Origin of the sequence: Henriciella mobilis (assembly GCF_003576285.1) — a bacterium.
In the GTDB taxonomy this organism is placed as follows: Bacteria; Pseudomonadota; Alphaproteobacteria; order Caulobacterales; family Hyphomonadaceae; genus Henriciella; species Henriciella mobilis.
This window is the reverse complement of the sequence record NZ_QWFX01000005.1, coordinates 140,603-161,803: the sequence shown is the minus strand read 5'-3', so window position 1 is coordinate 161,803 and position 21,201 is coordinate 140,603. Positions and strand designations below refer to the sequence as shown.

Genomic DNA, 21,201 nt, shown 5'->3' with positions numbered 1-21,201 from the left:
CGCCTTATTGCGGCTGGGTTTCGGTTTCCGGCTCCGGCATGCCGTCTTCCGGCACTGACTGGGGCTCGGTACCGGTATCCGGCGTGATCGGTGCGTCGATTTCAGGTTCGAGGTCCGTCTGCGTGTCGGGGCTCGGGATGAGTTCCTCCTCAGCGTCACGGCTCGGATCCGGTTCGCGTGTCAGCACTTGTTCGGTGTCGCTCTCATCCCCGGGCATCACGTATTGCGGGTTGTTCTGAGTATCGCCCACCTCTTGCGAGATTTCTTCGTCATTGCCGCCACACGCGCCGACAAGGACGAGCGAAGCCCCGGCGAGAATGAAACGTAGTGAGGTCATGATAGCGATCTCCTGTTCTGGCAACGCGACTGCGCTGTTGTGAATTCCTGCCAGGATAGCGTCGCACAGGCCTAAATGTTCCTCTCCTGCAGTGTCCTGCCGCTGCGGGACGGCTTGGCAAACGGGCATCCAGCGGCAATGCAGGTATCAAAACTCCTGGAGGATTCCTGATGACCATCCGCACACCGCTCTGTGACTTTCTTGGTGTCAAATACCCGATCATGCTCGCTGGCATGGGCGGGGTATCCTACGCCGAACTTGCCGCCGCCATGTCCAATGCGGGCGGCTACGGCGTACTTGGCATGGCGGGCACCACGCCGGACTTCATCGAAGGGCAGATGAAGCGCGTGCGCGAACTGACCGACAAGCCATTTGGCGTGGACCTTCTGGCCGCCTCGCCGGAAAGCCTGGAAGCCTCTGTAGACGTGATCATCAACAATGGCGCCGACAGCTTTGTTGCCGGCCTCGGCGTGCCAATGCCGATCATGGAAAAACTCAAGAAGGCCGGCGTGAAGGTCATGGTCGTGGGCGGCGCTGTGAAGCATGCCATCAAGGCAGAGCAGGCCGGCTGTGACGCGGTGATCCTGCAGGGCGGTGAAGGCGGCGGGCATACCGGCCTTGTCGGCACGATGCCGCTCGTCGCACAGGCCGTCGAGGCGGTGAACATTCCTGTGGTTGCGGCAGGTGGCATTTATGACGGCCGGGGGCTTGCAGCCTCACTCGCGCTTGGCGCCGTCGGCGTCTGGATGGGCACACGTTTCATCGCATCGGAAGAGGCACACGCCGCCAATCTATACAAGCAGACCATCGTCTCGGCAGGCGATACCGACACGACCCGCACGCGCTGCTATTCCGGCAAGCCGATGCGTTGCCGGACCAATGAGTACATTCTCGATTGGGAGAGCCGCCCGGACGACATCCAGCCTTTCCCGATGCAGGCGATCCACTCCACGCAGACCGGCGTCATTGGCGGCATTGGCGGGATCACGGACGAAGCCAAGCTCGACCCGGACAGCTCCTGCTTCGCGATGGGCCAATCGGCCGGTGGCGTGAAGGATGTGCTCCCGGTAAAGGATATTGTCGAGCGCATCATGGCCGAGGCAGACGACGCCATGAACCGCATGGCGGGCTACAGGAGCCGGGAAAGCGTCTGATCCTCAGACGGGGACCTGCACAAGGTTCTTCACCCGCCTGGCATAGAAATCGGCAAGCTGTTCATGCGTGTCAGCCGATAGCGGCGGCAGGTTCGCCGCCGCGATATTGGCGTGGACCTGTGACGGCTTTGACGCCCCTGCAATCACGGTGGAAACGGCATCGAAATCGAGAATCCAGCGCAGCGCAAACTGCGCCATGCTCCAGCCCTCGGGCTTCAGCGCCGACATCTCCTCCACAAGACCGATGCCCGCCTCGAAGGGGATGCCGGCAAAGGTCTCACCGACGGAGAAGGCCGATCCATCGCGGTTGAAGTGCCGATGGTCGGTTTCGGCAAACTCGGTCTCGCGGGCAAACTTGCCGCTCAGCAGCCCACTGGCGAGCGGGACGCGCACAATGACCCCGACATCCGCTTCGCTTGCAGCATCCAGCAGCTGCGTAGCGGCCTCCTGCCGGAAAACGTTGAAGATGATCTGGAGAGAGGCGATGCCGGGCTGTTTGAGGCAGGTGTGGGCTTCTTCCATTGTCTCGACGCTGGCGCCCCAGGCACGGCAAAGCCCCTCCTGCTGAAGCGACCGCATCCAGTCGAATATCTCCCCGCGAGCGAGCATTTCCGGCGGCACGCAGTGAAGCTGGATCAGGTCAAGCTGCTCACCGCCAAGCCGTTCGATCGACGACAGCACATGGTCGCGAACCCGAGCCTGCGTATAACCATCAGGATAGAGGTCGGGCGAGCGGCCAACTTTGGTGGCCACCAGTTCGCCCGGTTTCAGATGCGCACCGACGAACCGCTCGCTGCGACCGTCGCCATATACGTCTGCGGTATCGTAGAAATTGATGCCGCCCTCGCGCGCCGCCTGCAGCACAGCTTGCGCCCTTTCATCCTCGATCGGGCCAAAATCGCCCCCGAGCTGCCAGCAGCCGAGGCCGATTTCCGTGACCTTCAATCCGGATTTACCGAGCCGTCTCGTTTTCATGCCTGCTCCTTTGCGACGAATTTGTTAGCGCTAACGTAGTTGATCAGGCGTGCCGGGACAATGGCGGGCATTGAGCTGCGAACGGTCGCCGCACTTGCCTTTCGCGCGCCGACGGTGTTGGACAGCGCACAACTGGAATAATCGTAACGCACTAGGAGGAAGTCATGGGCGTATTGGATGGCAAGGTAGTTCTCGTCACTGGCGGTGGTAATGGCATTGGCAAGGAATGCGCGCTGATCGCCGCAAAGGCAGGGGCAAAAGTCGTCGTGAACGATCTTGGCGGCAGCCTTACGGGCGCCGACGAGGGCGATGCAGGGCCCGCCGAGAAGGTCGCGCAGGAAATTCGCGCGGCGGGCGGTGAAGCAGTTTCCAACTCCGACAGCGTGACCGACTACAAAGCCGTTGAAGGCATGATCGAACAGGCCAAGGACGAGTTTGGCGGCCTGCACGCCATCATGAACCCGGCCGGCATCCTGCGCGACGGCATGTTCCACAAGATGTCCGAGGACGACTGGAAAGCCGTCATCGACGTGCACCTCAATGGCTCGTTCAATGTCACCCGCGCCTCAATCAATCATTTCCGTGACCAGGAGGACGGCGCTTATGTCCTGTTCACCTCCACCACCGGCCTGATCGGCAATATCGGCCAGGCGAACTATGGCGCAGCGAAGCTCGGCATCGCCAGCCTCTCGCACATCATCGCCATGGAAGGCGAACGCAAGAATGTCCGCTCCAACGTGATTGCGCCCTTTGCCTGGACCCGGATGATCGCCTCTATCCCCGTCAAGGACGAAGCCGGCGCCCAGCGTGTCGAGCGGATGAAGAACGGCATGCGCGCCGACCAAGTTGCCCAGTTTGCCGTCGCACTTTGCGCCGATGGCGCAAAAGACGTGTCCGGTCAGATCTTCTCCGTGCGCGGCAATGAGGTCATCCTGTTCAACCAGCCGCGGCCGGTGAAGTCCGTCGCCCGTCTGGAAGGCTGGACCCCCGAAACGCTGATCGAACAGGGCCTGCCATCCATGAAAGGCAGCTTCACGGATCTCGGCGCAACGACTACAGTCTTTCCCTACGAACCGATCTAGGGACAGGAAAACAGGGACATGCAGGGTGAGGCGGCCCCGTCTGACGGCGAAACCGTCCTGAAGGAATGCGTCCTTCGGGATGGGATCGAATACTGCCGGACCGTCTCTCCCGATCCTGCTGCATCGGACGGCGGCACCGCACAGACGGACTATTTTGCCTGGGCCCGCCCTGTCCTCGATGATCCGGTCGGATGGGCGCAGCAAAATATCCTCAACCTCGATGTCCTGCTGCCCGTCCTCTACCAGATCGGCGCGGTGCTGGCTGCGGTCCTGCTTGGCGCCCTCCTCGCGCCGCCTATCCGGCGGCAGGCAAGCGGGTTGGTCGGGCGCCTGCCGAAGAGTATCGCCCGCAATGTGAACGATACTGTCCCGCGGCTCGTTCGCCCGGCCCTATGGGCGCTTTTTCTCTATCTGGCGACCGTCCTTTTCGTCAGCCTGGGCTTGGATGGAACGCTCGTGCGGATCGCGTCCTCTCTGGCGCTGGCCTGGCTGCTGATCCGGCTGGTGACGACCTTCCTGCCGGATGCCGTCCGCAAGCCGCTCGCCTGGACAATCTGGGGCTTTGCCATCCTGTACGCCTTCGGCGTGCTGGATGAGACCATCGCCTGGCTGTCGAATATCGGCCCGCCCTATGCCGGCGGACGGATCAGCCCGATCTTCATCGTTCAGGCCATCGCAACAGCAGCCTTCTTCCTGTTCATCGCGCACTGGCTGGCAACGCGACTGAAAACCCGCGTTCACGCCCTTCCCCGTGTTGAGCCATCGCTGCGTATCCTGATGTCGAATGCGCTGCAGATCGGCCTGTTCTTCGGCGCGGCCCTGCTGACGCTGGCTGGTCTTGGCATACCGCTGTCCGGTCTCGCCGTGCTCGGCGGTGCCATCGGTGTCGGCCTCGGCTTCGGCATGCAGCAGATCGTCGCGAATTTCATTTCCGGTGTGATCCTGCTGACCGACCGCTCCATCAAGCCAAATGACGTCATCGAGGTGGACGAGACCTACGGCGTCGTGAAATCGCTCGGCCTGCGCTACGCGTCTGTCATCACGCGCGACGGCAAGGAGCATCTGATCCCGAACGAGATGCTGATCACGGACAAGGTCGTGAACTGGTCCTATTCAAACAAGGATGTCCGCGTGAAGCGGCGCTTGCGGGTCGAATATGAAACAGACCTGCGCCTGGCGGTGGACCTGGTTTGCGAAGGCGCGGCAAACACATCGCGCGTCTTGCAGTCGCCGGCACCGAAATGCCTTGTCATGGAGTTCGGGGACGAGGCGATCGAGCTGGAAGTGCGTTTCTGGATCAATGACCCGGAAAATGGTGTTTCCAATGTCTCCTCCGAAGTGCTGCTCAATGTCTGGGACAGGTTCAAGGAGCATGGGATCGACATCCCGCTGCGCCACGAGGACGTGCTGATCACACCCGGATCGACGATCAAGGTCGAGCTCGCCAGGTCCAGCGAAGAGTGAATTCATTCGTTATCGGCATAAGTCCTGTCCGGTGCAGCTTCTGGACGCGGCGCGCCTCATGCCCAATCTCTCGGTCAACGAAACCCCTCAACAGGAGGCAGACATGATCGACATCAGACGTTTCGACAAGCTGGGCACCTTCCAGAACGAGTGGCTGGACGCCCACTACCATTTTTCCTTCTCGCACTATTACGATCCGGCCCGCATGGGACACGGCAAACTGCGCGTCTGGAATGACGACAGGATCCGCCCGCAGACCGGCTTTCCCCCGCACGGGCACCGCGACATGGAAATCATCACCTATGTCCGCAAAGGTGCGATCACCCACCAGGACTCGATGGGCAACAAGGGCCGCACAGAAGCTGGCGACGTCCAGGTGATGAGCGCCGGGCGCGGCGTCCAGCATTCGGAATGGAATGCCGAGACGGAAGAAACCACCCTCTTCCAGATCTGGATCGAACCGGAAAGCTATGGCGGATCTCCGGGCTGGGGCGCTCGCAAGTTTCCCAAGGCCGACCGGTCCGGGCAATGGGCGGTTCTTGCCAGTGGCAATGAAGCCGACAAGGCGCTCCCGATCCGCCAGAACGCCAAGGTACTTGGCGCGACCCTGAAGGCTGGCGAAACCCTCGACTATCAGGTCAGCGAAGGCCGCTTTGGCTATTTCGTGCTGGCCGCCGGCGAAGTGGAACTGAACGGCGAGGTGCTGAAGGCTCGCGATGGCGCAGCAGTCACCGGCCCGGAATCGCTTCAGTTCAAGAGCCTGAAGGATGCAGAGATCGTATTTGTCGATACGGTCTAGGGCCTGTTATTGCCTGATTAACCGGGCCGTGCCAGCTTCGCGCGCATGGCCCGGTTAAAAGCACTCCCGCTCCTCGTCGCAGCCCCGCTCCTCCTGAGTGGCTGTCTTGTCAGAACTGCTGTCGGCGTCGCCGGCGATGTTGCCGAAGGCGCGGTCAACGTGACCGGCGCTGCTGTCGGTGCCGTCGTGCCGGACGGCAAGAAGGACAAGAAGAAGAAAGACGACAAGGACGACGACTAGGCGCGTCCCCGCAAGGCACCCATAGCAGGCAACCTGCTTGGCGCGCGAGCGTTAACGGTGGTATGCTCAAGCCTTCAGGAGGTGCCCATGAAAACGCTACTTGTCTCTCTCGCGGCCGCTGTAATCGTTCCCGCAGCTGCAGCCTCGGAAATCAGCATTACCTATTCGGCCGAGTTCCAGGAGAAACTGGAATCCGACTATGGTGCCAAGGAAGGCGAGCGCCTGTCCAAGGAAATCCGGTCCGACCTTGAGCGCGAATTGCGCAAGGCGAATGTCGACCCGGCCCGTATCAGCGTGATCATCGTGGATGCGAAGCCCAATCGCCCGACCATGCAGCAGATGAGCGACGAGCCCGGCCTTGACATGCTGCGCTCGAAATCAATCGGCGGCATGGATCTGGAAGGCACTGCCTACAATGCCAGTGGCGAGGCCGTCGCTGAACTTCAGTATGACTGGTACGAAACCAACATCCAGATGGTTGGGGCATCCGGCGTCTGGGGCGATGCGAAGCGCGCCTCCAGCCGGTTCGCCCGGAAATTTGCAGAGAAGCTGAGCGAGTAGGCGCGGCCGCTATCCGGCCGGATCACTGCGCGTTCGACTGGCCAGCCAGGTCGAGCGTGCAGGTCTCGTTGAGGGATGGGCGCGATAGTGTCACGCGCGTCAGGCCCGGCAAAGTGGGCCTCAGCGCTTTTGCGACCCACAGGCAGATCCGCTCAAGGGTCGGCACCGAAAGCCCCTCGATCTCGTTCAGCAGCGTATGATCGAGCTGCTGGGCGACATCCTGCAGGGCCGCTGTCAGCTTGCTGAAGTCCTCGACCCATTCCTCGCCCGGTTTGACCTTGCCGCGCACACTTGCTTCCAGCCGGAAGGAGTGGCCGTGAAGGTTGCGATAGGGATGGCCCTCGGGCTTTCCGCCCATGAAATGGGCTGCCTCGAAGGTCACCGCCTTCGAGATTTCGAACACTTCGCCTGACGGGTTCAGGGCAGCCCGATCAGTTTGTGGGTTTGTAAGCTCAGTCGCCATTTCGGATGCTTCATGCAGTAGGCTGCCGCGGCAGCGATATTCTCGGCCTGCCTGTTATCATCTTTGGGCTGAAGGAAGAAGTGCTGGAACTGCAGCATCTCGAAGCGCTCCGGCTGGGCTTCGGGCTCATCCTGGGGATAGACGAGTTTCAGCTCATCTCCCCGGCTTTGCACAAGCGCCGCATTGGCTTTGGGCGAAATGCAGATCCAGTCCAGCCCGGCAGGGGCGGCAACTGTCCCGTTTGTCTCGACACCAACCTCGAACCCGCGCGCGTGAAGCGCCTCGATCAGAGGGCTATCGAGCTGCAATAGCGGCTCGCCGCCCGTGCACACAACATAAGCTTCGTCAGCGTGCGCACCGGCCGCAGCAGCCCAGAGGCTGGCGACATGGTCTGCCAGCGCGTCGGCGCCTTCAAACTTGCCGCCATTCTCGCCATTCGTTCCGACAAAGTCGGTATCGCAGAACTGGCACACCGCCTTGTGCCGGTCACGCTCCAGGCCCGACCACAGGTTGCAACCGGCAAAGCGCAGGAAGACGGCGGCGCGCCCGGTCTGTGCGCCTTCGCCCTGAAGCGTCACATAGGCTTCCTTGACGGAGTAGATTTTCACGCAACCGCGCCCTGTTTCCACTTTTCGAAACCGGCCTTGCGCAATTGGCAGGCCGGGCACTCGCCGCAGCCATATCCCCAGGCATGGCGGCGAAGACGCTCGCCCTTGTAGCAGGTATGGGTCTCATCAACGATCAGATCGACCAGCGCCTGACCGCCAAGATCGGCCGCAAGCTGCCAGGTTTCGGCCTTGTCGAGCCACATCAGCGGCGTCTCGATGATGATCGACCGGTCCATGCCGAGCCCGATCGCCTTCTGCTGCGCGTCGATCGTGTCGCGCCGGCAGTCCGGATAGCCGGAATAGTCCGTCTCGCACATGCCACCGACCAGTACGGAGATCCCCCGGCGCCAGGCCAGCGCGGCCGATAGCGTGAGAAAAATCAGGTTTCGCCCGGGCACGAAGGTGGACGGCAAGCCGTTCTCGCCTTCCCCGATATCGGTATCGCGCGTCAGTGCTGTGTCACTGATCTCACCCAGTGCGGCGAGGTCAATCATGTGATCCTCGCCCAGCCGGTCGGCCCACTGCGGAAACTTGCTGCGGATCGCGTTGAGCACGTTCTTGCGACAGCGCAATTCGACCTTGTGACGCTGACCATAGTCGAAGCCAACCGTCTCGACATGAGCGAACCGTTTGAGCGCCGAAGCCAGGCACGTTGTCGAGTCCTGTCCGCCGGAGAAAAGTACCAGTGCCGAAGTGGGTTTTACCATGAGCGCGCAGTTAGCAGAGCCAACCCCTCCAACCAAGCAAAACCTTCCGTAGCGTCATGTATGCGTCACCCAAAAAGCACGGTTTTAAAGCATCGTGGACAATACAAGAGAAGCAGTTGACAAATTGTCGCCACTGTCGCTGTCATAACAGTTGAGGCACTTCCGGACAAAAAAGGAAGGCCCGTGAGGAAACGCAAAAAATCGAGCGCAAACAGAATAACAGCGCTCGACGGGAGGAGAGTTAGATGAGTCACAAGACACCCGAAAAGTATCTGATGCTGGCGGGCGCATCGCTGGTCGCCATGAGCTGGGCTGTCCCGGCTGCAGTGGCGCAGGAAGACACAGAAGCGCAGCGCACGCTGGGTACGGTTCTGGTCACAACCCAGAAAACCGAGGAATCGATCCAGGATGTTCCGATCGCGGTTTCGGCCTTTGACGAGGAAGCGCTCGACAAGCTGCAGTTGAGCGGTGGCCCGGACCTGGTCAAATCCATCCCGAACGTGAACTTCACCAAGGGCAACTTCACCAGCTACAACTTCCGTATCCGCGGTATCGGCGTCGATGCCGTTTCGACCTCCGCTGACGCAGGTGTCGGTGTTCACCAGAACGATGTGCCGCTGACCTCGAACAGCCTGTTCGAAGCCGAATTCTACGATGTCGAGCGGATCGAGGTTCTGCGCGGCCCGCAAGGCACGCTCTACGGCCGGAACGCGACCGGTGGCGTGTTCAACCTGATCACAGCGAAACCCGTCCTTGAGGAGTTTCAGGCCGACGCCAAGTTGACCTATGGCAACTACAACACGGTGAAAGCCAAGGGTATGGTGAACGTGCCGCTCGGTGACTCGGCGGCCCTTCGCTTTGCAGGATCAATGCTGCAGCGGGATGGCTATGTCGACAACGTTACCACTGGCAACGACGTGGACGATCGCGACCTGTATTCGATCCGCGCCTCGTTCGCCTGGGAACCGACCGACCGTCTGCGCACCTTCCTGTCCTACGAGCATTTCGAGGAAGACGACAGCCGCATCCGGTCCGGCAAGCAATACTGCGCCAAGGATCCGAACAAGACGTCATATGCTGGCATACCGATCACCGCCATTGATCAGCTGATCACCTCTCAGGGCTGCGTCGAAGCCAAGCTTGATGACCCGGCATCGCTGGGCGGCGTGAATACCGCCGGTACGCTGGCAGGCCTTTATGGCTTCCTGTCCGGCACCGTTGGTGGCATCGACCCGCTCACCGGCAATGCGATTAACATCGATGCAAATACGAGCGGCATCATTCCGGACCTCAGGAAAATCGAAAGCTATTTCGACCCGACCTATGAAGGCCAACAGGATCTGTTCACCTGGAAAGCGGAGTTCGATCTCACCGACAGCCTGGTGATGACCTATCTCGGCAGCTACAATGAAAATGAGGTCATCTCGCAGGAAGACTACAACGAATATGCTGCAGATGTACCGTTCAACACATCGGCCAGCCCGTTCGTTGCGCTTGCGGCTTCGATCGACCCTGCCCTGCCCGCCGGTTTCACGGCGCTCTATCCATTGCTCTTCCCGGGCGGAAATATCGCTGACCCGCAGCTGGGTCTCTTCAACGCGCCGGTCGCGGCAGACATTTCTGGCGGCTATTCGGAGCAGACGACCCACGAGCTTCGCCTGCAATCTGATTTCGACGGCCCGTTCAACTTCAATCTCGGCGCTATTTCCGTCGACTTTGAAACCAACCAGGATCCGAAGCTCCAGGAAAGTTACTATGTGTTCTTCAACACATCGACGGCCTTCAACCAGCTGTTGAACGCAGCTCTTGGCGCGCCTCTCTTCCCATTGGAAGATCCGGCGAATGCCGGCAACACCCCGATCGAAAATCTTGACGGTGTGTCCCGGCAATATTTCCGGTCGATCACGCCTTACAAGCTCAAAAGTTTCGCGGTCTTCGGCGAAGGCTATTATGACATGACCGACGATCTGCAATTGACCGTCGGCCTGCGTTACACGAGCGACGACAAGGAAGCCGGCCGCATTCCGACCTTTCTCAGCGAGTCGATCGTCGATATCCCGGACCCGCTGGCCTATGCGCCCGTTCCTGGCGCTTCCAACGATGAAGGCGGCGACGGCACATACAATGCGACGTTCGAGGAAGTCACCGGCCGGATCGGCTTCGACTGGTCACCGGACCTCAACTGGTCTGATGATTCGCTCTTCTACGCCTTCTATTCGCGGGGCTACAAGGGCGGCGGCATCAACCCGCCCCAGCCGGCCGGCTCGCCCGATTCCTTCCCGCAATTCTTCGATCCGGAGTTCATCAACTCCTATGAAATCGGTACGAAGAACACCTTTGCGAACGGCGGTCTGCAGCTCAACGCCACGGCTTTCATGTATGATTATGAAGGCTACCAGATCACGCAGATCATCAACCGGACGTCCGCCAACTTCAACGTTGATGCCGAAATCAACGGATTTGAGATCGAAGGCATCTGGAACCCGACCTCGACACTGGTCCTGAATGCCAATCTCGGCCTGCTGGACGCACAGGTTAAGGACACTTATGGCATTGACGTGCTCGACCGGACAAATGGCCGCGCCGATCTCATCGTCCTGAAAAGTGCCGCAAACGCATCGAACTGCGTTGTCTCGGCACAAGGCTACGCGACGGTTCTGGGTGCGATCCAGGCGGGAGCCCTTGATCCGGGAAGCACGCTGGGCCTTTGCACGGGTGACCTCGAAGGTGCCGAAGCCCTGTTCGGGCTGGGCGGCGTGACCGTGTCCTACACTGACAGCGACGGTGTCGCACAAACGGCAACGGCGTTCGAACCCTTCGAAGGCGATGCAAAGAACCTGGACGGCAATAACCTGCCAGGCACGCCGGACACCACGCTCAGTTTCGGTGCCGAATATACGTGGGAGTCGCTTGGCGACTCGGCCTGGAACATGCGCCTTCGCGGCGACTATTACTACCAGGCCGACGCCTTCTCGCGCGTCTGGAACACCGGGCGCGACGAACTCGACAGCTGGGACAACATCAATCTGTCCATCCTGTTCGACAATCCGGAATCAGGTCTGCAGTTTGAAATCTTCGGCAAGAATATTGCCGATGATGATGTCATCACCGGCGCGTACCTCACCGATGACTCTTCAGGCCTGTTCTCGAACGTCTTCCTGAACGAACCGGCGCTTTACGGTGTGTCCGTGAGCAAGAGCTGGTAACGCTTTACTTGCCCCCTGACAGGGCTGGGCGGCCTGCAAGGGCCGCCCTTTTTTTATGCCACCGAGAACGGCGCGTCTCATTTGCCTGCCGGTCGGACTGGTCTACAATCTCGCTGAAGCGTTTCGAGGTGACCGACATGACTTTTTCCAGAGCGACCGCCGCTGTCCTGCTGCTTCTCGGGGCGTGCAGCGGCGGCGAAGCCGGGCCAGGCCCGGGCACTGAAAATTCGACGGCCGGGGAAGCCGGCGCCGTTGCAGGAACCATGACATCCAGGGACGGCTATACGCTGACGCCTGTCGTGGACGGTCTGACCTTTCCCTGGGACATGATGTTTCTGCCGTCCGGCGAGATGCTCGTCTCCGAGCGTGACGGTCATATTCGCGTTGTTCGGGATGGCTCACTGCTCGACGCGCCGGTCGCCGGCACGCCGGAGGCACTCGTCGAAGGACAGGGCGGGTACTTTGCCATGGCGCTCGACCCGGACTTTGCGTCCAATCGAACGCTCTATCTCGCCTATGCCAAGGGAACCACGAGCGAAAACACGACGACCGTCATCAAAGGTGTGCTCTCTGAGGACGCGTCCGAACTGTCCGATGTCCAGGAAATCTTTGCCGGCACAATCCGCGGGACGGCCTACCATTTCGGCGGGCGCCTCGCCTTCCTGCCGGATGGCACGCTGATCGTGACCATGGGCGAGGGTTTCCGCTACATGGACGAAGCGCAGAACCCGATGAATTATCACGGCACGATCGCCCGGATAAATCCCGATGGCTCGATCCCGGAGGACAATCCCTTCGCGAGCGGCGAAGAGGGCGCTCCGGCTGTCTGGTCGTACGGTCACCGCAATGTGCAGGGCCTCACCTATGACGAGGGCCGCGGCATTCTCTGGGCCCATGAGCACGGGCCGAAGGGCGGCGACGAGCTCAACATCATCGCGCCGGGCAACAATTATGGCTGGCCGGAAATCACCTATGGCGTGAACTATGACGGGACGGTCATCACCGAGGAAACCGAAGCACCGGGCATGGAACAGCCCGTCGTGAAATGGGTCCCCTCCATCGCGCCTTCGGGCATGGTTCTGGTTAAGGGCGATGCCTGGGCGGACTGGCAGGGAGACCTGATCGTCGGCGCCATGAACGGGCCCAAGGGGCAGAAGCTCGTCCATGTCGACCTCGATGAGGAGGGCAATGTTCTGGGCACGCAAGACATGCTCTCCGGCCTCGATATCCCGTTTCGTGACGTGACCATCGGCCCAGATGGTACGCTCTATGCTGCAACCGCTGACATGGAAGGCGTGATCTATGCGGTCACGAAAACCGAATGATTACACTCCATCACCTGCGCATCGGCCGTTCGATCTTTACGGTCTGGCTGCTTGAAGAACTTGGCCTCGACTATGAGCTGAAAGTCTATCACCGCAATCCGCAGACCTTCCGCTCGCAGGACGACATCAAGAGCGCGACACCGCTCGGCAAGTCGCCGACAATCGAGGATGGCGACATCCTGCTGACCGAGTCCGGGGCCATCGCGTCCTATCTCGTCGATCGCTACGATACCGGCAACACGCTTGCCCCGCCGCGCTCGGACTGGAAGGCTTGGGCGGAATACCAGCGCTGGCTGCACTATCCTGAAGGCTCGGCTTTTCTGCCGCTTTTCCTGCGAATGTTGCAGGCGCGCGAGGGCGACAATCCGTCTCCAGTCTTCAAGGGGTTTGCCGATGGCGAGGTGCCGCTGCATCTCGGCCTGCTCGACAAGCGCCTTGCCGAGATGCCGTACATTCTCGGCGACAAGTTCCAGGCGCCGGACATCGGCACCACCTATATCGCCAGCATGGCCGAGCGTCTGGGAGAGCTTGAGCCCTACAGGCACCTCAAGGCCTATTACGACCGCAACATGCAGCGCGATGCCTGGAAGCGGGCCAAGGAACGCGCGGTGGAGTAAGCCTAGCGCCGCGAGCGCATGGCCGCAGCCAGGGTGCCCTCGTCGAGGTGGTCGAGTTCGCCACCATGCGGGACGCCCTGGGCAAGCCTGGTCGTCTGGACCTCCAGCCCCTGATCCTCGATCTGGTCCTTCACATAATCGACCGTTATCTGGCCATCGAGCGTGGCCGAGAGCGCGAAGATCACTTCACGCACCTCGCCGCCCTTGAGGCGGTCGATCAGCATGCCGATGGTCAGGTCTTCCGGCTCCACGCCGTCCAGCGGCGACAGCACGCCGCCAAGCACATGGTAGCGGCCGCGAAAGGCGCTCGCGCGCTCCAGCGCCCAGAGGTCGGGCACATCCTCGACAACACAGATCACACTATTGTCCCGGCCATCGGACTGGCAGACCGCGCAGGGCTGCAGCGTATCGAAATTCCCGCAGGTCCGGCAGCGCTCGATCCGGCTACCGGCCTCGGCCAGCGCATCGGCAAGCGGCAGGAGGAGCTGGTCCTTGCGCTTGAGCAGGTGCAGGGCCGCCCGGCGTGCGGACCTTGGCCCGAGCCCTGGCAGCTTGGCGATCAGCTCGATCATCTTCAGGATTTCAGGACCGGCGCTCTTCTGGCTCATACTGTGACTGCTCGAATGCCTAGAACGGCATCTTGAAGCCCGGCAGCATGCCGCCGAAGCCCGAGGTGGCTTCCTTCATCGCCTTTTCCATTTCCTCATCGAGGCGCTTTTTCGCATCCGAATGCGCCGCCTTGATGAGATCTTCGACGATTTCAGCCTCATCGCCCATCAGGGACGGATCGATGGTCACTCCGACCATGTCGCCCTTGCCCTTCAGGCGAACCTTTACGAGACCGGCGCCGGCGACACCTTCGGCCTCGATATTCTCGATCTTTTCCTGGGCTTCCTGCATCTTGGCCTGCATCTGCTGGGCCTGCTGCATGATCTTTCCGAGGTCTTTCATGGCGACCGCCTACCCTTTCTTGTGACTCGCTACGCGCAAGGGGACGACATTGTCCTCCGTGCCCGTCGCTTCAAGTGGTTGAGGGTCGCTGACCTCAACGATTTCAGCGCCGGGAATGGCCGCCAGCGCCGCGCGGACATCCGGGTCCGACCTGACCGCCTCGATCCGCTCATTCTTCAGCCGCTCCTCGCGCTCCTTGACGGTTTCGCGATTGGTCTTGGCCTTTTGTACATCCCAGACGCGGCCCGTGGAAACTTCAAGGAAATCGGTCAGGCGGCGAAGCAGGTCGACGGGCGCGCCGTCCTTCAGGTCGCAACTGATCGTGCCATCGGCGAAAACGGCCGGACGGATATAGGCCTTGGCCTGGCCCCAGAGGGTCGGCTGGCGTTCCTTTTCCAGGAGGTCGAGGACATCCTCGAACTTCGACAGCTGGCCGGTTCCGCCGCCGCCGACGGGGACGACATTGGGATCTTCCTTGCCGCCCTTGCCGCGGGCGGAGCTTGCACTGCCCCCGCCCTCAGCGATCATCCGTGCCGCATCCTCCGGCGAGGGCAGGTCTGCTGCAGAGACTAGCCGCAGAATCACCATGCGCAGCGCAACGTCGGTCTCCGGCGCACTCTGGGTATCGCGATAGCCCGACAGCAGGATTTGCCAGTTGCGCTGGGCCTGGGCGGGCGTGACGCTATCGGCGATCTGCTTGGTCCGGTTGGTCCAGTCGGCCGGACCGGGCAGCGTGTAATTGTCACCCATGGCCTGGACGGTGGCGACATCGGCAGCAATCTCCAGGAGGTCCTTCATCAGGACCAGCGGGTCGGCGCCAATCTGGATCTGGTCGGTAATTTCGCTGACCGCTTCCTGCGCCTTGCCGGTCACCGCATACTCAAACACATCGAGCAGTCGTAGCCGGTCGCCCAGGCCAAGCATGTCGCGCACAGCTTCGCCACTGATCTCGCCGCCATCGAGCCCCTGCACGATCGCCTGGTCGAGGATGGAGAGTCCGTCCCGGACGGACCCTTCAGCCGCCCGCGCAATCAGCGTGATGCCCTCCTCGGAAATCTTCGCGCCTTCGCGCGCGGCGATCTTCGCAAGGTGCGCGGCGAGTTCGGCCGTCTCCAGCCGTTTCAGGTCGAAGCGCTGGCAGCGCGACAGGACCGTGACCGGCACCTTCCGGATTTCGGTCGTGGCGAAGATGAACTTCACATGCGGCGGCGGCTCTTCCAGCGTCTTCAGCAGCGCATTGAAAGACGCCGTCGAGAGCATGTGAACTTCGTCGATGATGTAGACCTTGTAGCGCGCGGCCTGAGGCGAATAGCGCACGCCATCGAGCAGGTCGCGCATATCGGCGACGCCGGTCCGCGAGGCCGCATCGAGCTCCAGCACATCCGGGTGGCGGCTTTCCATGATCGCCTTGCAGTGCTCGCCCGGCGGGTCGAGCTTCAGGCTGGGACCGTCATGATCGGCGCCCTCATAGTTGAACGCGCGCGCGAGAAGCCGGGCCGTCGTCGTCTTGCCGACCCCGCGGACGCCGGTCAGCATGAAGGCATGCGCGATCCGGCCCGTCTCGAAGGCGTTACGCAGCGTTCGCACCATGGCTTCCTGGCCGATCAGGTCGGAGAAGAGCTTCGGGCGGTACTTCCGCGCGAGCACCTGATAGGGCGCCTTGGCCTCGGCCGAGCCCATTTCCTCCTCTCCAAACATGGAGAAGGTCGCATCATCGCGCTCGCCTTCGGGCTCGTTCAGGGACTCATCACTCATCGCGCGCGATAATGGCAGGGACTCGGGGACCTCCGCAATGGCAGCGAAGCGGTTTTGCAGCCTTTGCCTGTGGGCGCTGCGGACTAGCTATGTCGTGGCATGACAAAAGCCCTGCTCATCTTCCCGCATCACCTGTTCGATCACCATCCCGGCCTGGACAGGCGCCCGGACAGGATCGTCCTGATCGAGGACAGCCTCTTCTTCGGGGACCGCCAGTATCAATTACAGTTCCACAAGCAGAAGCTCTGGCTGCACCGGGCCTCCATGGCGCGCTACATGAACCGGCTGGACACGCTCAAACCGCCGGCTGAGCTCGTCGGCTACAAGGCTGGCGAGTCTGTCCTCAAGCCCACCATTAAACGGCTGGCCAAAGAGGGCGTCACGGAGATTATCGCCTGCGACCCGACGGATTTCATTCTCGAAAAGCGCCTCAAATCCCATTGCGAGGCCGAAAACATCGACCTCACCCTGCTCAATACCCCGCTATTCCTGAACACGCCGGGCGAGAACCGGGCCTGGCGGGAGGATCACAAATCCTGGTTCCAGGCCGAGTTCTACAAGGCCCAGCGGCGCAAGCTCGGCGTGCTGATGGACGGGGACAAACCGGCCGGCGGGCAATGGAGCTTTGACGAGGACAACCGCAGGAAAGTACCGAAATCATTACAGGGCGAGGTGCCGCGCCTGCGCTGGCTCACCCCAGACGATATCGAGGAAGAGGCCCGCCGCTCTGTGCTGGAGGACTTCCCCGACAATCCCGGGTCGCTGGACCAGCTCTACTGGCCCACCTCCCATGAAGCGGCCGAAAGCTGGCTCGGCGCCTTCCTCAATGAGCGGTTCGAGCGCTTCGGGCCCTATGAGGATGCGATCCTCGAAGGCGAGAGCCTGCTCTGGCATTCGGCCATCACGCCGATGCTGAATATCGGCCTGCTGACCCCGAAACTCGTCCTCGATGCGGCAATTTCCTTTATTGAAAACAAGAACATCCCGATGAACTCCGCCGAGGGCTTCATTCGCCAGGTGATTGGCTGGCGGGAGTTCATGCGCGCCACCTATGAAGACCTCGGTGTTCCCATGCGCACCACCAATCACTGGGGCCATTCCCGCGCCCTGCCCCGATCGTTCTGGACCGGCGAGACGGGTATTCCGCCCATCGACGACACGATCAAAAGAGTCCTGAAAACAGGGTATTGCCACCATATCGAGCGGCTGATGGTGCTCGGCGGCTTCATGTTCATCTGCGAGACCGACCCGGACGACATCTATCGCTGGTTCATGGAGATGTTCGCCGACTCCTATGACTGGGTGATGGTGCCGAATGCCTATGCGATGAGCCAGAATGCCGATGGCGGGCGGATCACGACAAAGCCATATTTTTCAGGGTCTTCCTACGTCCGGAAGATGAGCAATTGGGGCACAGGCGACTGGTGCGATGTGTGGGACGGGCTCTACTGGCGCTGGATCTGGAAGAACCGCGCGCCGCTTTCCGGCAATCCGCGCTGGGCGATGATGGTCTCCATGGCCGAGAAGATGGACGCGGCCAAACGCGACAAACACCTTGAAAACGCAGCAAATTTCCTGCGCGGGTTTCATTAGCCCCACCCCGACCCTCCCCGCATGCGGGGAGGGGGCGAATGCGGCCTGGCTCAGTGTGCTGCTTCACGGCCGGGCCGGCCCTGATACCCTCCCCTCAGGGGAGGGTCAGGGTGGGGCCAGCACCAGCGCCCGCGAACCCGGCGGGCTGCGGCTTTCTGGTTTTTGATCCCCGCTTCGCGATGGATCGGGCTCAGGGAGTCTTTGGTTTTGATCCCCGCTCCACTTCGTGCCGCGATGGATCGGGCTCAGGGCTGTCTTTTCTTTTGATCCCCGCTTCGCGATGGATCGGGCTCAGGGCTGTTTGAAACATCAGTCCGCATGGTGAGCGAAGTCGAACCACGCGGACGGAAGGTCAGCTCGAATCCAGAAAGGCCGGTCCGGCGGCGGTACAATTCGGGTCCGATTCCGGTACGAGAACAGTCCAATTCCGGTATGATTCCAGTCCGGCGCCCAAAGCTGCGAGAAACCCACCCGGCGCGAGCCGCACCCAGGGCGTGCGCGGCGCAAAATTCGTCCAGTCGTCCGGGTCCGGCCGGTCGCCGGCCACTTGGAATGTGATCACCAGCCGCCCATCGGGTCGCACGGCGACGCCGAGCATGCCGACCGGGTTCGCGGCCCGGTAGGCGCGGTAATACCGCTCGAACCGCCAGACTTCGAGGAAGAAGACCGGCCAAGTGTAGAGCGGCAGCAAGGCCAGCGTTTCAAGGATCCAGGCGCGGGTCAGCATGCCTGAGATTGGAGCACGGGTTTCAGAGGGGTGGGATGAATTTTGGCCGTTCTGCTTAAAAGGCCGAGATAAGACGGTTGTCTTTCGTCACAAAAGCGGAAAAAACCTCGCTCAAAATCTCTAAGGGTCTTGCCGCCTGAACTTGATGGCCTTGTCGAGCATAATCTTTTTTGCTCGCAACGCTTCAACCGATCCAGTTGTATCTAGAAACTCTACCCACTCATCCTTGGAAGAAAATTCTAATCCATTAGAAACGATCAACCAAAGGGCCTGAGTGACGTACCGATTGAGCTGAAATAGAATTCGCTCAGACGTATCAGATTTCTCTTCATATCCTTTATGAATTATATTGTTTCGCCGCACGCGAAGGTGGTCGAGCATCAGTTTTGTATGCGCTTTGTCTTCGTAAAGAGTGCTTACTCTTTCCACTATTTTCTTGTGATCTTGGCCCGACTGAATACAGCAAATCTGCTCCAGTACGGACCACAACTCAGTGAATGAATAAAGCCAGTTTGGCGTGTCGGTCGCTCGAACGTACTTCACGAGCATACTTCTGGAAAACTCTGATAATGCATGCCGCCTAGAAATTAGTTCGACATAGCGTTCAATATCAGTTTGAAGTCGTTCTCGAGCTTCTTTCCTCAACGAATGATTTCTTGGCGGTCGCCACTGCGTATAAAAAAACAATCCACTGCGGACGAATTCGCCGTGGCTATCAATAACAGAAGAAAATTTGGAATTAACGAAGTTATTCAACGGAACTTCGTCCGTGCCAAACGATCTGCGTCCATGCTTTACAATATTCGACGCTAAATTCACTGCGCCACGCCACACGTCAATTTCGTATCTAGCTCGCTCGAATCCTTCTATTCCTGTTGCGGCCTTAAAAGTAGCAATGTACGGGACTCGGCGGTATTTTGTAGAAACTTGGTAGGCGTCAGGAAAGTGCTTCTTAGCCTGTTCGATATGTGACGACCACAAATTTTCAGGCACATCAAATTCCAAATGGACGTCACTTGAAATAAACTTGGAAAACTCTATTCCCGAATAGCTGGTAATAGCAGAAACAATCTTGAACTCAGAGCGACGTTGTTTTGATTTTTTTGCACGAATCTTCTCGCACGCATCCACCAATTCACTAGCACTGAATTCTTGCTTAAGGTATTCACCCGAAAACAATGCTGACCGAAGTAGCGCTTCCATTTGCTGCATGTCGGCGCCGCAATCCAAACTAAAATAGGAAGCGATTAACGTTGGAGCGTCTTCCCAATCGTGACCTTTGAGTTTGACTTCTCCATCTGCAGAGACCGTTCGCTCCGCCGATATTTGCCGCAAGAAAGCATCTAGTTCCGATCGAGGCTTAAGCTTGAGTGGTTTTGGCAATCAAAAGCCTCCAAGGCTTATCGCAATTTAAGCCGACGAAATCTTGCCGATCGCACAAGAAGCGCAACACCCAGTTTATTTGGATACATCTTATAATTGTTTCAATGGAAAAGCGGAGACTGGACAGTGACCCGAAGCGAAACTCGTTAGGGCTGCTTCGTTCCCGACCTGACCCGGTTGGCGAGGGCCTCGTCCACCGCCAGCCTCCTGACCCCCATATCGCGTCTTGAAAGCGGGGTGACAAGGGGCGGAATGCTGATAGGTGAAGGGGCATGCCTAGTCAGACGAACAATTCCGACCTCATCCCGCTCGGCTCGCGCCCCATCGACCGGGCCGGCCATCACCGCTCCGATCCGGCCTGGCTGGCCGAAGCCTTCGCGCGCGACGACGCGCTGGTGCTGATCCTGCAGGGCGGCCTGCCGCTGACCTCCGGCGATGGCGGGCTGGTCTGGCTGGGGCCGGAAGCGGCAAAACTCGCGCCCAAGGCCGAGCCGCTCTTCCTCGGCCTCGACAAGGCCGGCGCGCCGGTCTTCGCGCTGGAAATGCCGGGCGATTTCGATGTGAACACCTCGCTCATCGCCGGCACGGGCGAATTTGGCGACCTGCGCATGAGCCTGCAGCGCATGCCGGAAATGGACGCCAACCTCGCCTCGACGGCGCGCAGCCTCTTCGAATGGCACCGCTCGCACCGCTTCTGCGCCAGGTGCGGGGCCGAGAGTGAGCGCGCCGAGGCGGGCTGGAAACGGGTCTGCCCGGACTGCAAGGCCGAGCATTTCCCGCGCACCGACCCGGTGGCGATCATGCTGGCGACCTATGGCGACAAGTGCCTGGTCGGGCGCCAGTCCATGTGGCCCAAGGGCATGTGGAGCTGCCTTGCCGGCTTCATCGAGCCGGGCGAGACGCTGGAACAGGGCGCCGCGCGGGAGCTGCATGAGGAAGCCGGCATCCGCTGCGACCCGGGCCAGGCGGAGTATCTCTTCTGCCAGCCCTGGCCCTTCCCCTCCTCGCTGATGATCGGCCTCATCCTGCCGGCCGAGAATGACGACATTACGGTCGACAAGAGCGAGCTGGAATCGGCGCGCTGGATCACGCGGGCCGAAGCGCGCGAGGTGATCGCCGGGACGCACCCGGAGATCAGCGCACCGATGCGTTTTGCGGTCGCCCACCACATCATGAAGGAATGGGCCGAGCGGCCAGACGGCTCCAGCTGAGGGCGGCCTCCCGCCAAAAGAAAAGGCCCGGACGGCGTTTCTG

Annotated in this window: 21 protein-coding genes and 1 other RNA gene; 11 read left to right on the top strand and 11 right to left on the bottom strand. The window is 60.6% G+C overall.

The genetic code is table 11. From position 1 onward, the window contains the following. Positions 1 to 4 precede the first annotated feature (4 nt). A complete protein-coding gene (locus D1223_RS00760) occupies positions 5 to 337 on the bottom strand; it encodes a hypothetical protein (RefSeq protein WP_147372627.1) in 333 nt (110 codons plus the stop codon). A 170-nt stretch (positions 338 to 507) separates the two neighbouring features. Here D1223_RS00760 and D1223_RS00755 point away from each other — a divergent pair, with 170 nt between their 5' ends. Then, a complete protein-coding gene (locus D1223_RS00755) occupies positions 508 to 1,491 on the top strand; it encodes an NAD(P)H-dependent flavin oxidoreductase (protein ID WP_119374504.1) in 984 nt (327 codons plus the stop codon). A gap of 3 nt (positions 1,492 to 1,494) precedes the next feature. Here the strand turns inward: D1223_RS00755 and D1223_RS00750 are convergent, their stop codons facing one another. Further along, positions 1,495 to 2,466 (bottom strand): aldo/keto reductase, encoded by a 972-nt coding sequence (locus D1223_RS00750; RefSeq protein ID WP_119374503.1) that lies wholly within the window; start codon positions 2,464 to 2,466, stop codon positions 1,495 to 1,497. 164 nt (positions 2,467 to 2,630) lie between these two features. Here D1223_RS00750 and D1223_RS00745 point away from each other — a divergent pair, with 164 nt between their 5' ends. The 5 genes from D1223_RS00745 to D1223_RS00725 all read left to right on the top strand — a co-directional run bounded on the left by D1223_RS00745 (position 2,631) and on the right by D1223_RS00725 (position 6,612). Next, the gene (locus D1223_RS00745) at positions 2,631 to 3,548 is read left to right on the top strand and encodes an SDR family NAD(P)-dependent oxidoreductase (protein WP_119374502.1); all 918 of its coding nucleotides are present in this window, start codon (positions 2,631 to 2,633) and stop codon (positions 3,546 to 3,548) included. A gap of 18 nt (positions 3,549 to 3,566) precedes the next feature. Next, positions 3,567 to 5,012, top strand: a complete 1,446-nt coding sequence (locus D1223_RS00740) for a mechanosensitive ion channel family protein (RefSeq protein WP_119374501.1) — start codon at positions 3,567 to 3,569, stop codon at positions 5,010 to 5,012. 103 nt (positions 5,013 to 5,115) lie between these two features. Continuing rightward, on the top strand, positions 5,116 to 5,811 hold the full coding sequence (locus tag D1223_RS00735; RefSeq protein WP_119375225.1) for a pirin family protein: 696 nt from the start codon (positions 5,116 to 5,118) through the stop codon (positions 5,809 to 5,811). Positions 5,812 to 5,856: 45 nt separating this feature from the next. Beyond that, on the top strand, positions 5,857 to 6,051 hold the full coding sequence (locus tag D1223_RS00730; RefSeq protein WP_119374500.1) for a hypothetical protein: 195 nt from the start codon (positions 5,857 to 5,859) through the stop codon (positions 6,049 to 6,051). 87 nt (positions 6,052 to 6,138) lie between these two features. Next, complete coding sequence (locus D1223_RS00725; RefSeq protein ID WP_119374499.1) at positions 6,139 to 6,612, top strand: hypothetical protein; 474 nt, start codon at positions 6,139 to 6,141, stop codon at positions 6,610 to 6,612. A gap of 22 nt (positions 6,613 to 6,634) precedes the next feature. Here D1223_RS00725 and D1223_RS00720 read toward each other — a convergent pair whose 3' ends face one another. The 3 genes from D1223_RS00720 to queC are packed head-to-tail and all read right to left on the bottom strand — an operon-like array spanning position 6,635 to position 8,390. After that, entirely contained in the window at positions 6,635 to 7,075 is a 441-nt protein-coding gene (locus D1223_RS00720; RefSeq protein WP_119374498.1) for a 6-carboxytetrahydropterin synthase, read from the bottom strand. Continuing rightward, positions 7,030 to 7,683 carry a 7-carboxy-7-deazaguanine synthase gene (gene queE / locus D1223_RS00715; protein WP_119374497.1) on the bottom strand — a complete coding sequence of 218 codons (654 nt, stop codon included), beginning with the start codon at positions 7,681 to 7,683 and terminating at the stop codon, positions 7,030 to 7,032. The genes D1223_RS00720 and queE overlap by 46 nt, the downstream gene beginning before the upstream one ends. After that, on the bottom strand, positions 7,680 to 8,390 hold the full coding sequence (gene queC / locus D1223_RS00710) for a 7-cyano-7-deazaguanine synthase QueC (RefSeq protein ID WP_119374496.1): 711 nt from the start codon (positions 8,388 to 8,390) through the stop codon (positions 7,680 to 7,682). Before queC ends, queE begins: the two co-directional genes overlap by 4 nt. A gap of 245 nt (positions 8,391 to 8,635) precedes the next feature. On the opposite strand from queC, the gene D1223_RS00705 reads away from it, so the two are divergent. The 3 genes from D1223_RS00705 to D1223_RS00695 all read left to right on the top strand — a co-directional run bounded on the left by D1223_RS00705 (position 8,636) and on the right by D1223_RS00695 (position 13,538). Next, the gene (locus tag D1223_RS00705) at positions 8,636 to 11,596 is read left to right on the top strand and encodes a TonB-dependent receptor (protein ID WP_233352988.1); all 2,961 of its coding nucleotides are present in this window, start codon (positions 8,636 to 8,638) and stop codon (positions 11,594 to 11,596) included. A 137-nt stretch (positions 11,597 to 11,733) separates the two neighbouring features. Further along, a complete protein-coding gene (locus tag D1223_RS00700) occupies positions 11,734 to 12,921 on the top strand; it encodes a PQQ-dependent sugar dehydrogenase (RefSeq protein WP_119375223.1) in 1,188 nt (395 codons plus the stop codon). Next, positions 12,918 to 13,538: a glutathione S-transferase family protein gene (locus tag D1223_RS00695; protein ID WP_119374495.1), complete on the top strand. Its 621-nt coding sequence runs from the start codon at positions 12,918 to 12,920 to the stop codon at positions 13,536 to 13,538. Before D1223_RS00700 ends, D1223_RS00695 begins: the two co-directional genes overlap by 4 nt. A 2-nt stretch (positions 13,539 to 13,540) precedes the next feature. On the opposite strand, the gene recR is transcribed toward D1223_RS00695, so the two are convergent. From recR to D1223_RS00680, 3 genes are read right to left on the bottom strand one after another with little or no spacing between them, the layout of a single operon-like run. Further along, a complete protein-coding gene (recR, locus tag D1223_RS00690; protein WP_119374494.1) occupies positions 13,541 to 14,146 on the bottom strand; it encodes a recombination mediator RecR in 606 nt (201 codons plus the stop codon). A 19-nt stretch (positions 14,147 to 14,165) separates the two neighbouring features. Further along, positions 14,166 to 14,489, bottom strand: a complete 324-nt coding sequence (locus D1223_RS00685) for a YbaB/EbfC family nucleoid-associated protein (RefSeq protein WP_119374493.1) — start codon at positions 14,487 to 14,489, stop codon at positions 14,166 to 14,168. Between the two features lie 9 nt (positions 14,490 to 14,498). Next, entirely contained in the window at positions 14,499 to 16,244 is a 1,746-nt protein-coding gene (locus D1223_RS00680) for a DNA polymerase III subunit gamma/tau (RefSeq protein ID WP_119374492.1), read from the bottom strand. A gap of 99 nt (positions 16,245 to 16,343) precedes the next feature. On the opposite strand from D1223_RS00680, the gene D1223_RS00675 reads away from it, so the two are divergent. Then, complete coding sequence (locus D1223_RS00675) at positions 16,344 to 17,837, top strand: cryptochrome/photolyase family protein (protein WP_119374491.1); 1,494 nt, start codon at positions 16,344 to 16,346, stop codon at positions 17,835 to 17,837. Between the two features lie 352 nt (positions 17,838 to 18,189). Here the strand turns inward: D1223_RS00675 and D1223_RS00670 are convergent, their stop codons facing one another. The 3 genes from D1223_RS00670 to ffs all read right to left on the bottom strand — a co-directional run bounded on the left by D1223_RS00670 (position 18,190) and on the right by ffs (position 20,155). Further along, positions 18,190 to 18,564: a hypothetical protein gene (locus tag D1223_RS00670; protein WP_119374490.1), complete on the bottom strand. Its 375-nt coding sequence runs from the start codon at positions 18,562 to 18,564 to the stop codon at positions 18,190 to 18,192. Positions 18,565 to 18,684: 120 nt separating this feature from the next. Continuing rightward, positions 18,685 to 19,947: a hypothetical protein gene (locus D1223_RS18690; protein WP_147372625.1), complete on the bottom strand. Its 1,263-nt coding sequence runs from the start codon at positions 19,945 to 19,947 to the stop codon at positions 18,685 to 18,687. Positions 19,948 to 20,058: 111 nt separating this feature from the next. Then, positions 20,059 to 20,155, bottom strand: an RNA gene (gene ffs, locus D1223_RS00660) — signal recognition particle sRNA small type. A gap of 64 nt (positions 20,156 to 20,219) precedes the next feature. Between ffs and nudC the strand changes: the two genes are divergently transcribed. Then, complete coding sequence (gene nudC / locus D1223_RS00655) at positions 20,220 to 21,158, top strand: NAD(+) diphosphatase (RefSeq protein ID WP_119374488.1); 939 nt, start codon at positions 20,220 to 20,222, stop codon at positions 21,156 to 21,158. The last annotated feature ends 43 nt before the right edge of the window (positions 21,159 to 21,201 follow it).

Coding starts and splice junctions, on each gene's coding strand:
- D1223_RS00755 (WP_119374504.1), top strand. CDS start 508: ATGACCATCCGCACACCGCTCTGTGACTTTCTTGGTGTCAAATACCCG.
- D1223_RS00740 (WP_119374501.1), top strand. CDS start 3,567: ATGCAGGGTGAGGCGGCCCCGTCTGACGGCGAAACCGTCCTGAAGGAA.
- recR (WP_119374494.1), bottom strand. CDS start 14,146: ATGAGCCAGAAGAGCGCCGGTCCTGAAATCCTGAAGATGATCGAGCTG.
- D1223_RS00670 (WP_119374490.1), bottom strand. CDS start 18,564: ATGCTGACCCGCGCCTGGATCCTTGAAACGCTGGCCTTGCTGCCGCTC.
- D1223_RS00730 (WP_119374500.1), top strand. CDS start 5,857: ATGGCCCGGTTAAAAGCACTCCCGCTCCTCGTCGCAGCCCCGCTCCTC.
- D1223_RS00685 (WP_119374493.1), bottom strand. CDS start 14,489: ATGAAAGACCTCGGAAAGATCATGCAGCAGGCCCAGCAGATGCAGGCC.
- D1223_RS00675 (WP_119374491.1), top strand. CDS start 16,344: ATGACAAAAGCCCTGCTCATCTTCCCGCATCACCTGTTCGATCACCAT.
- nudC (WP_119374488.1), top strand. CDS start 20,220: ATGCCTAGTCAGACGAACAATTCCGACCTCATCCCGCTCGGCTCGCGC.
- D1223_RS00725 (WP_119374499.1), top strand. CDS start 6,139: ATGAAAACGCTACTTGTCTCTCTCGCGGCCGCTGTAATCGTTCCCGCA.
- D1223_RS00705 (WP_233352988.1), top strand. CDS start 8,636: ATGAGTCACAAGACACCCGAAAAGTATCTGATGCTGGCGGGCGCATCG.
- D1223_RS00750 (WP_119374503.1), bottom strand. CDS start 2,466: ATGAAAACGAGACGGCTCGGTAAATCCGGATTGAAGGTCACGGAAATC.
- queC (WP_119374496.1), bottom strand. CDS start 8,390: ATGGTAAAACCCACTTCGGCACTGGTACTTTTCTCCGGCGGACAGGAC.
- D1223_RS00700 (WP_119375223.1), top strand. CDS start 11,734: ATGACTTTTTCCAGAGCGACCGCCGCTGTCCTGCTGCTTCTCGGGGCG.
- D1223_RS00745 (WP_119374502.1), top strand. CDS start 2,631: ATGGGCGTATTGGATGGCAAGGTAGTTCTCGTCACTGGCGGTGGTAAT.
- D1223_RS00720 (WP_119374498.1), bottom strand. CDS start 7,075: ATGGCGACTGAGCTTACAAACCCACAAACTGATCGGGCTGCCCTGAAC.
- D1223_RS00680 (WP_119374492.1), bottom strand. CDS start 16,244: ATGAGTGATGAGTCCCTGAACGAGCCCGAAGGCGAGCGCGATGATGCG.
- D1223_RS00695 (WP_119374495.1), top strand. CDS start 12,918: ATGATTACACTCCATCACCTGCGCATCGGCCGTTCGATCTTTACGGTC.
- D1223_RS00735 (WP_119375225.1), top strand. CDS start 5,116: ATGATCGACATCAGACGTTTCGACAAGCTGGGCACCTTCCAGAACGAG.
- D1223_RS00760 (WP_147372627.1), bottom strand. CDS start 337: ATGACCTCACTACGTTTCATTCTCGCCGGGGCTTCGCTCGTCCTTGTC.